Annotated in this window: 10 protein-coding genes, 1 pseudogene and 1 riboswitch; of the genes and pseudogenes, 5 read left to right on the top strand and 6 right to left on the bottom strand. The window is 68.4% G+C overall.

The genetic code is table 11. The annotated features are described in order from the left end of the window. Positions 1–34: 34 nt before the first annotated feature. Positions 35–219, bottom strand: a riboswitch (cobalamin riboswitch). A 12-nt stretch (positions 220–231) separates the two neighbouring features. Together AB4Z09_RS22530 and AB4Z09_RS22525 are read right to left on the bottom strand one after the other, a co-directional pair. Next, entirely contained in the window at positions 232–1,695 is a 1,464-nt protein-coding gene (locus AB4Z09_RS22530) for an MDR family MFS transporter (protein WP_442240697.1), read from the bottom strand. A 470-nt stretch (positions 1,696–2,165) separates the two neighbouring features. Continuing rightward, positions 2,166–2,309 (bottom strand): hypothetical protein, encoded by a 144-nt coding sequence (locus tag AB4Z09_RS22525; RefSeq protein ID WP_442240696.1) that lies wholly within the window; start codon positions 2,307–2,309, stop codon positions 2,166–2,168. Here AB4Z09_RS22525 and AB4Z09_RS22520 point away from each other — a divergent pair, their 5' ends adjacent. After that, positions 2,310–3,194 (top strand): phosphoribosylaminoimidazolesuccinocarboxamide synthase, encoded by an 885-nt coding sequence (locus tag AB4Z09_RS22520; RefSeq protein ID WP_114720682.1) that lies wholly within the window; start codon positions 2,310–2,312, stop codon positions 3,192–3,194. It abuts the gene before it with no gap. Between the two features lies 1 nt (position 3,195). Further along, a pseudogene (locus AB4Z09_RS22515) lies at positions 3,196–5,235 on the top strand (S9 family peptidase); the annotation flags it as partial. Between the two features lie 167 nt (positions 5,236–5,402). Here AB4Z09_RS22515 and AB4Z09_RS22510 read toward each other — a convergent pair. Then, positions 5,403–6,104, bottom strand: coding sequence for a response regulator (locus AB4Z09_RS22510; protein ID WP_114720688.1), 702 nt, complete (start codon positions 6,102–6,104; stop codon positions 5,403–5,405). Beyond that, complete coding sequence (locus AB4Z09_RS22505) at positions 6,101–7,702, bottom strand: sensor histidine kinase (protein ID WP_429517863.1); 1,602 nt, start codon at positions 7,700–7,702, stop codon at positions 6,101–6,103. The genes AB4Z09_RS22510 and AB4Z09_RS22505 overlap by 4 nt, the downstream gene beginning before the upstream one ends. 163 nt (positions 7,703–7,865) lie before the next feature. Here AB4Z09_RS22505 and AB4Z09_RS22500 point away from each other — a divergent pair, with 163 nt between their 5' ends. The 3 genes from AB4Z09_RS22500 to AB4Z09_RS22490 all read left to right on the top strand — a co-directional run bounded on the left by AB4Z09_RS22500 (position 7,866) and on the right by AB4Z09_RS22490 (position 10,687). Then, a complete protein-coding gene (locus tag AB4Z09_RS22500; protein WP_442240695.1) occupies positions 7,866–9,296 on the top strand; it encodes a cation:dicarboxylate symporter family transporter in 1,431 nt (476 codons plus the stop codon). Between the two features lie 86 nt (positions 9,297–9,382). Beyond that, positions 9,383–9,877, top strand: a complete 495-nt coding sequence (locus tag AB4Z09_RS22495; protein ID WP_114720985.1) for a glutathione peroxidase — start codon at positions 9,383–9,385, stop codon at positions 9,875–9,877. Between the two features lie 105 nt (positions 9,878–9,982). Continuing rightward, positions 9,983–10,687 carry a DUF2334 domain-containing protein gene (locus tag AB4Z09_RS22490; RefSeq protein ID WP_114720693.1) on the top strand — a complete coding sequence of 235 codons (705 nt, stop codon included), beginning with the start codon at positions 9,983–9,985 and terminating at the stop codon, positions 10,685–10,687. A gap of 4 nt (positions 10,688–10,691) precedes the next feature. Here AB4Z09_RS22490 and AB4Z09_RS22485 read toward each other — a convergent pair whose 3' ends face one another. Next, positions 10,692–11,735: an alpha/beta hydrolase gene (locus tag AB4Z09_RS22485; RefSeq protein ID WP_114720696.1), complete on the bottom strand. Its 1,044-nt coding sequence runs from the start codon at positions 11,733–11,735 to the stop codon at positions 10,692–10,694. A gap of 196 nt (positions 11,736–11,931) precedes the next feature. After that, positions 11,932–12,579: an MBL fold metallo-hydrolase gene (locus AB4Z09_RS22480; RefSeq protein WP_114720698.1), complete on the bottom strand. Its 648-nt coding sequence runs from the start codon at positions 12,577–12,579 to the stop codon at positions 11,932–11,934. Positions 12,580–12,625: the final 46 nt, after the last annotated feature.

Below are 12,625 nucleotides of genomic sequence, written 5' to 3'. Positions count from 1 at the left end.
CAAAGCGACCCGCCTTCCATGACTCGTGGAAAACGTGCTGGTGTGCGTCACGGCCGGTCTCCTGGCTCGGCAGGGATAGCCGCCGGCTACGCCTTCCCGGATGCGTGCGCATCCAGTGGCTGGGGTCGAACCCCTAGTAGTCGACGTACCTGCCCACAGTGGCGAGTACCGCGCCGGCTTCAACCGGACTTCCCGAACACCGTGACAACATCGTGAAGAATAGACGACGGGTCAGGCGGCGCTGTCCGCCTTGTCTGCTTCCTCGGCCTCCTCGGCCTCGTCGGCTTTCTCGGCCTTCGGCATCAGCGCCGACGACACGGTCAGCAGCACCGCGATCCCGAACAGGCCGAGGAACACCAGATGGATGGCTTCGGACAGGTCGCCCGGATCCGGTTCGGCCGTGTCGCCGACCCGCGAGTTCACCAGCGCTCCGAACACCGCGACGCCCACGGCGCTGCCGATCGAGCGAGCGAACATGTTGGTCGAGGTCACCACGCCGCGTTCGGTCCAGTCGACGCTGGACTGCGCCGCGATCAGCGTCGGGGTGGCGATCAGGCCCATCCCGGATCCGATGACGAAGCATGTCGCGCCCACCTGCCACACCGGTGAGCCGTCCGAGAGCAGCAGCAACAGCGCGGTGCCGACGAGTGCGAGGGCGCTGCCGATCAGCGCGGTGGTGCGGAACCCGACGCGCAGGTACAGCCGTCCGGCCTGGGATGCGGCGATGGGCCAGCCGATGGTGAGCACTGCGAGCGCGAAGCCCGCTACGAGCGCGCCGGTGCCAAGCACGCCCTGCACGAACGTCGGCACGTACGACGTGAGGCCCATCAGGATCGCGCCGACGGACAGCGACACCAGGCTGCTCGCGACCAGCACCCGGCGGGTCAGCATGTGCAGCGGCAGGATCGGTTCGGCGACGCGGCGCTCGACGAGGACGAACCCGACGAGCAGCAGCGCCCCGACGACGAAGATGCCGATACCCATCGGGGACAGCCACTCCCACGACTGGCCGCCCTCGAGCAGTCCGAGGATCATCAGCGCGGCGCCGCCGGTGAGCAGGATTGCGCCGGGGTAGTCGATGCGTCGCCGCGCGGCGGTGGTCTTCTCGGTGAACTTGCGATGCAGCATCCACGCCGCGATCGCGCACAGCGGAAGGTTGACGAGGAAGATCCAGCGCCACGACAGGTACTCGGAGAACACGCCGCCCAGCGTCGGGCCCAGGACGGCGGACATGCCCCACACGCTCGCGATGTAGCCCTGCACCTTCGCGCGTTCGGCCACGGTGTAGATGTCGCCGGCGATGGTGAGGCTCATCGGCTGCACCGCCCCGGCGCCCAGACCCTGGATCGCGCGGAAGACGATCAGCGCCGGCATGCTCCACGCGAGGCCGCACAGCAGAGAACCGATCGCGAACAGCGCGATGCCCAGCAGCATGATCGGTTTGCGGCCGAACACGTCGGACAGCTTGCCGTAGATCGGCACCGAGACCGCCTGCGCCAGCAGGTACACCGAGAACAGCCACGGGAACTGCGAGAACCCGCCGAGATCGCCGACGATGGTGAGCACCGCGGTCGCGATGATCGTGCTGTCGAGCGCGACGAGGGACGTGCTGAGCATCAGCGACAACAGGATCGGGCCGCGTTCCGAGCGCAGTCCCACCGATGCCCTGGCTGCGGCGGTCGTGTCGGTCGCCATCACTCTCCTGTAGATCGATGCCGAGGTGGATCAGCCGACCGTGTCCCGGCGCACACCAAGTCTGAAACAAGGCTAACGATCTTCGGTGCGGTCCTATTCCCGACGCCACCCACCCCGCGTTTCGCGCACTTATCGCGCAAATCCGGGCTCGGAAGGCCCGACAAGTGCGCAAAACGCGGGAGAACGGGGGACGGGGGAGTCGGGGTCGGTCGTCGTGTTCGGTGAAGTCGCGGTCGTGGTCGGCGGCCTTGCCGTACCCGGTCTCGCTGACACCGCGCTTCCAGTGGCCGATGACGAGCGTCGACTTGCGGTCGAGGCCGACGTTGTGGCGCAGGTCGAGCACGACGGCCGACTCGGCGGACACCCACGCGAACACCTTCTCGTCCGGGGCGTCGGGGAACGCGTGACGCCACCACCGGCCGCGGCGCCGATCGTGTCGCCCGGTCGCGCCCGCTCCGCCCAGGCGCTCGCTAGCCCTCGTCGCCGTCCCGGACCGAGGCGACGGTGATCTCGGCGGGCAGTCGGTGATAGGAGGACGGCATGTTCTGCAGACACTGACCAAGCGGTTGCGTGCTGTGGGGCGCGCCGATTCGCCGGACCGATAGGGTAGCCACGTGCGTCCTTCACTCGATTCCTACACCCACCTGGCCGGCGGCAAGGTCCGCGATCTGTACACGATCGACGACGAGCACCTGCTGCTGGTCGCGAGTGACCGGATCTCGGCCTACGACCACGTGCTGACCACCCCGATCCCGGACAAGGGGCGCGTGCTCACCGCGATGAGCGTCTTCTTCTTCGAGAAGTTGGGCGGCACCAACCACCTTGCCGGTGACCCGCTCGACGAGCGCATCCCCGAGGAGGTGCTCGGCCGCGCGCTGGTGGTGCGCAAGCTGAACATGGTCCCCGTCGAGTGCGTCGCCCGCGGCTACCTCACCGGTTCGGGGTTGCTGGACTACCAGAGCACCGGCGCCGTGTGCGGCGTCGAACTGCCGGAGGGCCTGGTCGAGGCGAGCAAGCTGCCGGATCCGATCTTCACGCCCGCCAGCAAGGCCGACCTGGGTGACCACGACGAGAACATCGACTTCCAGGCCGTCGTCGACAAGGTGGGTCGGGATCTCGCGGTCAAGCTGCGCGAGGACACCCTCGACATCTACTTCCGAGCGTCGTCGTTCGCGGCCGACCGCGGCATCATCCTCGCGGACACCAAGTTCGAGTTCGGTCTCGATTCCGACGGCAACCTGGTCCTGGCCGACGAGGTGCTGACGCCGGACTCGTCGCGCTACTGGCCGGCCGACGGCTACGAGCCGGGCAAGGTGCAGCCGAGCTTCGACAAGCAGTTCGTGCGCAACTGGCTCACCAGCCCCGCGTCGGGCTGGGACCGCGCCTCGGACACCCCGCCCCCGCCGTTGCCGCAGGAGATCGTGGACGCGACCCGCGCCCGCTACATCGAGGCCTACGAGCGCATCTCGGGTCTGTCCTTCGAGGATTGGGTGGGCTGAGATGAGCGCGCTGACTCCGCCGGTCGCCAAGCGGGTGCCGCTCGAGCGGACCCATCACGGGGACACGTTCGTGGACCACTACGAGTGGCTGCGGGCCAAGGAGGACCCGGAGGTCATCGAGTACCTCGAGGCGGAGAACGCGTACACCGCGCAGCAGCTCGAGCATCTGGAGCCGTTGCGGGAGAAGGTGTTCCAGGAGATCAAGTCGCGGACGCAGGAGACCGACATGTCGGTCCCGACGCGGCTGGGCAACTGGTGGTACTACGCGCGCACCGCCGAGGGCAAGCAGTACGGCGTCAACTGCCGGTGCCCCATCTCGGGACCGGACGACTGGACGCCGCCGGAGCTGTCGGCCGACACCGCGATGCCGGGCGAGCAGGTGCTGCTCGACGGCAACATCGAGGCGGAGGGCCACGAGTTCTTCTCCGTCGGCGCGTTCTCGGTCAGCCACGACGGCACGCTGCTGGCGTACTCGGTGGACGTCATCGGTGACGAGCGCTACACGCTGCGGTTCAAGAATCTCGAGACCGGTGAGCTGCTCGCCGACGAGATCCCGAACACCGCACCCGGTGCGACGTGGGCCATCGACCACCAGCACATCTTCTACCTGACGGTCGACGAGTCGTGGCGTCCCGACACCGTGTGGCGCCACAAGCTCGGCACCACACAGGACCAGGACGTCCAGGTCTTCCACGAACCGGACGAGCGGTACTGGGTGGCGGTCGGGTCCACGCGCAGCGAGAAGTACCTGATGATCTGGCTCGGGTCCAAGGTGACCACCGAGGGCTGGATCCTCGAGTCGGCGAACCCCGAGGGCGAGTTCCGGGTGATCCTGCCGCGCCGCGAGGGTGTCGAGTACTCGGCCGAGCACGCGGTGATCGCCGGCGAGGACCGCTTCCTGATCCTGCACAACGACGTGGTCGACGGCGAGAAGGCCGAGAACTTCGTGTTGGCGCAGGCCCCGGTGTCGGAGCCCGGTGCGATGGAGATCCTGATCCCGCACCGCCACGACGTCCGACTCGAGGACATCGACACGTTCGCCGACCACCTGGTGCTCAGCTACCGGCGGGACGTGCTGACGCGCCTGGCGATCTGGCCGCTCACCGCGGACGGCTACGGCGACCTGGTCGAGATGGAGTTCGACGAGGAACTGTTCTCGGTGGGGCTCGGCTCCAACCCGGAATGGGACCAGCCGATGCTGCGCCTGGGGTACACCTCGTTCATCACACCCTCCCGTGTGTACGACTACGAACTGGCGACCGGCGCGCTGCTGCTGCGCAAGTCGCAGCCCGTGCTCGGCGGGTTCGATCCCGCCGACTACGAGCAGCACCGCGAGTGGGCCATCGCCGAGGACGGCACCCGCATCCCGCTGTCGATCGTGCGGCGCAAGGGAATCGGTGGCGACCCCGCGCCGACACTGCTGTACGGGTACGGCTCGTACGAGGCCAGCATGGACCCGGCGTTCTCGGTGGCACGGCTGTCGCTGCTCGACCGCGGCATGGTGTTCGCGGTCGCGCACGTGCGCGGCGGCGGCGAGATGGGTCGGCACTGGTACGAGAACGGCAAGACGCTCACGAAGAAGAACACCTTCACCGACTTCGTCGCGTGCGCACGACATCTCGTCGACGAGGGGCGTACGACACCGGCGCAGTTGGTCGCCGACGGGGGCAGCGCGGGCGGCCTGCTGATGGGCGCGGTCGCGAATCTCGCGCCCGAGTTGTTCGCCGGCATCCTCGCCAACGTGCCGTTTGTCGATCCGCTCACCTCGATCCTGGACCCGGACCTGCCGCTGACGGTGATCGAGTGGGACGAGTGGGGCAACCCGCTCGAGGATCCGCAGGTGTACGAGTACATGCGGTCCTACAGCCCGTACGAGAATGTCGCCGCCAAGGACTACCCGGCGATCCTCGCGATCACGAGCATCAACGACACCCGTGTGCTGTACGTGGAGCCCGCGAAATGGGTTGCCGCGCTGCGTGCGACGAAGTCCGGTGAGGCGCCGTTGCTGCTCAAGACCGAGATGAGTGCCGGTCACGACGGTGCCCACGCCCCTCGTTCGTTCAGGCAGGGATGGGTCTGCTGTACGCAGCCCCTGCGGTGGGTGCGGTACGGGGCTCGCTCACCAGCGGCTGGACCGGCTCCGTCCGGTGGTCGGGCCGCGCTGCTCTTCACGGTGCTGCGGCAGCTGCGGCGCTTCGACGAGCACGCTCAGCCGGTGGTGGCGACCCAGGCGTAGCGCACCTGGGGTCGTCCAGCCTTGCCGTACTCGGTCTCCCGGCCCACCGCACCGTCGTCGGCGAGCCGTTCGAGGTAACGCCACGCGGTCACCCGGGACACCCCCACGGCCGCGGCGACCTCCGCCGCGGTCAACGGGCGGCCGGCGTCGCGGACGCACGCGCCGATGAGGTCCGCGGTCTGCGGTGCAACACCTTTCGGTGCAGTTGCGCGCTCGTCGGCGCTGCGCAGCACCGCCATCGCGCGGTCGATGTCGCGCTGGCTGGCGGCGGTACCGCCCCGCGACATCGTGGCCCGGAACTCGCGGTAGTGCTCGAGCTTGTCGCGCAGCGCGGCGAACGTGAACGGCTTGAGCAGGTACAGCAGCACGCCGCGGGTGACCGCCGTCCGGACCACCGCGAGGTCGCGGGCCGAGGTGACAGCGATGATGTCGGGGCGGGGCCGCAGCCCGCTCAGCGCGTCCGCCAGATCGAGTCCGTTGGCGTCGGGCAGTCCGATGTCGAGCAGGACGAGATCGATCGGGTCGTCGCCGGCCGCGGCACCCGCGACCGCCCGCATCGCCGCGTTCGCGGTATGGGCGACGGAGTGGACCGAGAAGCCTTCGACCCGTTCGACATACGAGCGGTGCGCCTCCGCGATCAACGGCTCGTCCTCCACGATCAGGACGCGGATCATCGGGTGCCGTCCCGTCGACCCGGCGTGTGCAGGGGAATCTCGACGACGAGCATTCCGGCCAGCGACGGCTCGGTGCGCAGACGGCCGCCGTGCCGGGCCACCACCTGCGCCACCAGCGCCAGGCCCAGTCCGCGTTGCATCGCCGGGCGGCCGTCGACCTGCTTGGTCGAGTATCCGCGGGTCATGGCTCGTGTCAGCGCGTCCGGATCCATCCCCGGCCCGCTGTCGGCGACGCGGATCACCAGGTTCGAATCCTCCTCCGCGACGGTCACTTCCACCCACGGGGCGGTCTCGTCGGTCTCGGTCGAGCGGGCCGCGTCGATCGCGTTGTCGATCAGGTTCCCCACCACGGTCACCATCTCCAGCGGCGTCAGCGTGGTCAGCGGACCCATGGCTGTGTCCTCGGTGACCGTCAGTTCCACACCCTGCTGCGCGGCCTCGGTGACTTTCCCCAGCAGCAGCGCCGCCAGCGCCGGTTCGTGCACCGCCGCGATGAGCCGGTCGATCAGCTGCTGCGACGTCGCCAACTCGGCCGTGGTGAACGCGACCGCCTCGTCGTGGTGGCCCAGCTCCACCATCGTCACGATCGTGTGCAGCCGGTTCGCGTACTCGTGGGCCTGGGCGCGAAGGGACTCGGCGACGCTGCGTGTCGAGTCCAGCTCACCCAGCGCGTTCTGCAGGTCGGTGTGGTCGCGCAGGGTCACGACCGTGCCGATGCGTCTGCCGTCCCACAGCACGGGTGCCCGTCCCACCACCAGGATGCGGTCGGCGGTCACGTGCACCTCGTCGTGTTCCTCGTCGGCGTCCGGTCCGATGCGGCGGAGGGTCTCGGGCAGTTGGTCGACGGTGATCGGACCGTCCGGCAGCCACAGGAGCCGGCGGGCCTCGTCGTTGACGACGTCCACGCGAACCCTCCCGTCGCGGTCCCGTCCGAACACGATCAGCCCCTCGCCGATCGAGCGGAGCACCGCGTCGTGATGCTCGTACATCCGGCGCAACTGGTCGGGGTCCAGGCCCAGGGTCTGTCGTCGGATCCGGTTGCTGACCAGGGTCGCGCCGATCGCGGCGATCCCGACGGCGATCGCGGAGATCCCCAGCAGCGACGGCAGGCTGTTCGCGAACTGCTGGCCGATCCGCTCGCGGGTGACACCCACGGAGACAAGACCGACGATCTCGTCGCCGTCGCGGACCGGGGTCACCGCGCGAATCGACGGGCCGAGCGACCCCGTATAAGTCTCGGTGAACGTCTCCCCGGCCAGTGCGCGATCGATGTGACCCCCGAAACGTTGCCCGATCAGTGTCGGATCGGGGTGGGTGTACCGGGTGCCGTCCGGTGCCATCACCACGATGAAGTCGGTGTCCGTCGCCGCCCGGATGCGTTCGGCCTCGGGCTGCAGCAGTGCGGTGGGATCCGGACTGCGCAGCGCCGCGATCGTCGACGCCGACAACGCGTAGGTCTCTGCGATACCGGTCACCTCCCGACGGCTGGCGTCGTCGGAATCACGTCGCTCGTCGAGTGCGATGAGCACCGAGAGCGCGGCAATGACCAGCGTCAACACGACGAGCTGCAAGATCAGCAGTCGCGTCGCGACGCTCATGGGCTTGCGGGTCACGCCCCGGCGCACCTCGGTCCTCTCGTGAAACTAATGAACACAACCTTCACCGGTGCTCGGATCGGTACCAACATTCTCTGACGAGTCGACGTGACCCTGATCACCTGTATCGACTCGTCGAGAATCCACCCGATCAAGAGGACACCCGATGAGCACGAGTGCAACAGGGAGACCCGGCGCAGCGCAACCCGCCCGGGACAAGAAGTCACGTGACCGCACCCACTGGTTGTACGCCGGTGTCGTCGTCGCGGTTATCGCCGGCATCCTCGTCGGCTGGCTGGCACCCGAGGCGGGCAAGTCTCTCGGCGTGCTCGGCACGATGTTCGTGAGCCTGATCAAGATGATGATCAGCCCCGTCATTTTCTGCACCATCGTCCTTGGCATCGGGTCGGTGCGTGCGGCCGCGAGTGTCGGCAAGGTCGGCGGTCTCGCGCTCGCGTACTTCATCGGTATGTCCACCGTCGCCCTCGGGATCGGCTTGGTGGTCGGCAACCTGCTCAGCCCCGGCAGCGGCCTCGACATCACCGCCACCGCGAACACCGGTGCCGCCCTCGCCGAGAAGGCTCATGCGTCCGGCGGCACGATGGACTTCGTCGCGTCGATCATCCCGACGTCGTTGCTGTCGTCGCTCACCGAGGGCAGCGTCCTGCAGACCCTGTTCGTCGCGCTGCTCGTCGGGTTCGGCGTGCAGGCGATGGGCAAGCAGGGCGCGCCGATCCTGCGCGGCGTCGGCCACGTGCAGAAGCTCGTGTTCAAGATCCTGTCCATGATCCTGTGGCTCGCGCCGATCGGTGYGTTCGGTGCGATCGCGAACGTCGTGGGGCAGACCGGACTCGGCGCCGTCGTCCAACTCGGCGCGCTCATGCTCGGCTTCTACCTGACGTGCCTGATCTTCGTCTTCGGCGTGCTCGGCAGCATCCTGCGCGCCGTCGCCGGGGTCTCGATCTTCAAGCTCGTGCGCTACCTGGCGCGGGAGTACCTGCTGATCTTCGCGACCTCGTCGTCGGAATCGGCCCTGCCGCGGCTCATCGCGAAGATGGAACACATCGGCGTCGAGCGCACCACCGTCGGTGTCGTCGTGCCCACCGGCTACTCGTTCAACCTCGACGGGACCGCGATCTATCTGACGATGGCGTCGATCTTCATCGCCGACGCGATGGGGAAGCCGCTGTCGCTGACCGAGCAGCTCTCGCTGCTGGTTTTCATGATCATCGCATCGAAGGGCGCCGCCGGAGTGAGCGGTGCGGGACTGGCGACCCTCGCCGGCGGCCTGCAGAGCCACCGCCCCGAACTGCTCGACGGCGTCGGCCTGATCGTCGGCATCGACCGGTTCATGTCCGAGGCCCGCGCGGTCACCAACTTCTCCGGCAACGCCGTCGCGACGCTGCTGGTCGGCACGTGGACCAAGTCCGTCGACACCGATCGGGTCCGGGCCGTCCTGGCGGGTGAGCTGCCGTTCGACGAGGACAGCATGGTCGACGACGATGGGCCCGACGAGCCGCAGTCGGCTCCGGTGGAGGGGCAGGTGCATTCCACGCCGATACCCGCTCCCGACAAGCGAGAGTTGGCGAGCGCCTGATGTTCGTGGGACGGATGGCATTTCCGACGCAGGGTGCCCGCGCGTGGCCGAAGCACGAGTCCGAGGCCTTCGCTAGGTTGGTGCACATGACGAGCCCCCTGCAGAACATCACGATCAACACCCTCGGTGGTGTGCCGACCAGCCTCGGTGAGTACGGCGGCCGCGCGGTCCTCCTGGTGAACGTGGCCTCCAAGTGCGGCCTGACCCCGCAGTACACGGCCCTCGAGAAGCTGGCCTCGGAGTACGCCGAGCGCGGCCTCACCGTGATCGGCGTGCCGTGCAACCAGTTCATGGGCCAGGAGCCGGGCACGCCGGAGGAGATCGCGAGCTTCTGCTCCACCACCTACGGCGTCACCTTCCCGCTGACGGAGAAGATCGAGGTCAACGGCGACAACCGGCACCCGCTGTACGCCGAGCTCACCCAGGCCGCGGACGCCGACGGCGAGGCCGGCGACATCCAGTGGAACTTCGAGAAGTTCCTGATCGCCCCCGACGGCACCGTCGCCAACCGGTTCCGTCCGCGCACCGAGCCCGACGCCCCCGAGGTGATCGCGGCGATCGAGGCCGTGCTGCCCCGCTAGGTCTGTCCCCCTCAGGACACCCGACGGCGCCCACACGCACATTCGACCACCGAATGTGTGCGTGGGCGCCGTCCGGCGTTCACCTGCAGCTGCCACCCTCGATGCATGACCGGACAGGTGATCGTGTCGGTGTCGGGGATCAGGGACGAGACGCTCGACGTCGTCGCCGAGTTCGCGGCGGAACTGGACCGCAGATCCGTGCCGCTGTCGCTGCTGGTCGCGCCGCGGCTCAAGGACAAGTACCGACTGGTCTCGGACTCGCTCACGCAGGAATGGCTTCGCGGCCGGCGCGACCGTGGTGACGCGATCGTCCTGCACGGCTACGACCAGGCCGCCACCAAACGCCGGCGGGCCGAATTCGCGCTGCTGCCCGAGCACGAGGCACGGCTGCGGTTGCTGGCCGCGGATCGGGTGCTCGAGGAGGTGGGGCTGCGGACGCGGTTGTTCGCGGCGCCGCGCTGGGTGGCCTCGCCCGGTGCCGTCGCGGTCCTGCCGACCAACGGTTTCCGGCTGCTCGCCGGGATGAGCGCGGTCCGAGACCTCGCGAACGGGACCAGCGTGCGCAGCCACGTGATCGGTCTCGGCGACGGCTTCCGCGCCGAGCCGTGGCGGTGCCGCGCCATGGTGCTCGGCGCGTCCCGCGGCGCCCGGCGGGGACGCCTCGTCCGGCTGGCGGTCTCCGCGAAGCAGTTGGGCAAGGTCGGGCCCCGGCAGGCCGTGCTGGACGCCGTCGACCTGTCGTTGCACCACGGCGCCCGGCCGGACGTGTACCGCTGGCCGCTGCGCGAGGGCGTGCGCGAGGTGGCGTGAGGCGTCAGATCCCCATCGACCGGGCGATCATCGGCCAGTTGTTGTGGAGGTCGTCCTGCCAGTAGCCCCACGAGTGGGTGCCGCCCGGCTTGAAATCGAACGTGGCCGGGATGTTCAACTGCGCGAGACGATTCGCGAGGTTGTGGGTGCAGTAGTTGGTGGCCGCCTCGATCACACCACCGACGATCATCTGGTTGGCCAGTGCGATCGGCCGGCCGTCGATGCCGGGCCCGTCCAACGTCTCGTGGTGGCCGGGCAGTCCGGAGCCGGTGGTGATGTAGAGCTCGGTTCCGCGCAGACCTTCGGCGTTGACGACGGGATCGTTGTCGATCCACCCCTGCCCGTCGAGAGGGCCCCACATGTTGGTGATGTCGACGCCGCCGCGCACGCCGGTGACCACCTTGATGGCGTTCTGGCCCGCCCAGGTGCTGGTCTCGGCGCAGCCGCTGTACGAGCCGACGCTCTTGTAGAAGCCGGGCTTGGCGATCGCGTAGTTGAGCACCGAGGTCGCGGTCATCGAGATCGCGGCGATCGACTGCACCCGGTTGGTGTCGAAGGCCTCGTCGATGACCGGCGGCAGTTCCTCGAGCATGAAGGTCTGCCACTTCTGGCGACCGAGTTTCGGATCGTCCTTCACCCAGTCGGTGTAGTAGCTGAACGCACCCTCGAGCGGGGTGACGACGTTGACGTTCTTGTCCTCGAAGAAGTTCATGACATCGGTCTGCCGCTGCCAGGTGGCCCGGTCCTCRCCGCCGCCGGTGCCGTTGACGAGGTAGAGCGTCGGGCGCGGCTGACTGGTGTCGGCGGGGAGGATGACCTCGAGTGGGATGTTGCGATCCATCGACGGTGAGTACACCGAGATGGTGACCTTGCGGTCGGAGTTCTTCGTGGTGCTCACCAGGTAGGGAGCCGAGACGTCCGATGCGGCTGCGGTCTTGACCGAGGTGTCGCCACCGGCGGACGCCGTCGCCGGTACCGCAAGCAGTGAAGCGGACACGACCGCCGCGGCGGCCAGGACGCGGGCGCATCCGAGCGTCGAAGTCCCCATGCGAATTTCCTCCCCTGAGAGCCGAATTCGCCGTGCATCACGAAAGTGCCCACGGCCGGTAGTCCACCGAGATGCCGAACGTCCCCCTGAGCGCGGCATTCGTGCAGCACAGTACCGACGGACAAGCCCCGGGTGTCCCGATCGGAGATACCGGTTCGAGATTCACCCGGGGCTTCACACCATGGCGACCGACGCCTCAGGACACCTCGACGCTCGACTCCTCGGGCAGGACGCGGAATTCGGTTCCGCCCGGGCCCATTTCGGTGAGCCGCCCGTAGTAGATGCCGCGGGCCTCCTTCGCGATCACACCCTGATGGATCGGGACCGCGACCCGCGGGTGCACCGCGCGCAGGTAGTCGACGGACTCGGAGATCTTGAGCCACGGCGCCGCCGCCGGCACCGCGAGAACGTCGACCTTCTGCTCGGGGACGAACAGCGAGTCGCCCGGGTGCATCAGCTTGGCCGGGTTCTCGGCGTCGCCGAGCAGGTACGCGGTGTTGTCGATCAACGGGATCTCCGGGTGGATCACCGCGTGGGTGCCACCGGTGCCGGTGACCTGCACCTCGCCGACGTTGAACACGTCGCCGGGATACACCGCGGTCCACGCCTCGCCCAGCAGCGCCGTCGTCTGCGGGTCGGCGTACAGCCCGGCGCCGGGATTCGCGTCGACCAGCGCGGGCAGCCGCGCCGGGTCGGCGTGATCGGGATGCTGATGGGTGATCAGGATGGCGTCGAGGCCCGTGATCCCTTCGAATCCATGCGAGAAGTTGCCCGGATCGAACAGGATCTTCGCGCCGTCGAGCTCCACCAGGACACAGGAATGGCCGAAGTGCGTCAGTCGCATGAGACGAGTATGCGGGATCACACCGGGCAGCGGGGTGGCGTCCGAC

The sequence above is a fragment of the Rhodococcus sp. TAF43 genome, from assembly GCF_052113525.1.
Classification (GTDB): domain Bacteria; phylum Actinomycetota; class Actinomycetes; order Mycobacteriales; family Mycobacteriaceae; genus Prescottella.
This window is presented reverse-complemented; position numbering and strand designations above follow the sequence as displayed.

What these genes read in the sequence shown, in the direction of transcription:
- AB4Z09_RS22530 (WP_442240697.1), bottom strand. Translation starts at nt 1,695, where the DNA reads ATGGCGACCGACACGACCGCCGCAGCCAGGGCATCGGTGGGACTGCGC.
- AB4Z09_RS22510 (WP_114720688.1), bottom strand. Translation starts at nt 6,104, where the DNA reads ATGATCCGCGTCCTGATCGTGGAGGACGAGCCGTTGATCGCGGAGGCG.
- AB4Z09_RS22505 (WP_429517863.1), bottom strand. Translation starts at nt 7,702, where the DNA reads ATGAGCGTCGCGACGCGACTGCTGATCTTGCAGCTCGTCGTGTTGACG.
- AB4Z09_RS22495 (WP_114720985.1), top strand. Translation starts at nt 9,383, where the DNA reads ATGACGAGCCCCCTGCAGAACATCACGATCAACACCCTCGGTGGTGTG.
- AB4Z09_RS22490 (WP_114720693.1), top strand. Translation starts at nt 9,983, where the DNA reads ATGACCGGACAGGTGATCGTGTCGGTGTCGGGGATCAGGGACGAGACG.
- AB4Z09_RS22480 (WP_114720698.1), bottom strand. Translation starts at nt 12,579, where the DNA reads ATGCGACTGACGCACTTCGGCCATTCCTGTGTCCTGGTGGAGCTCGAC.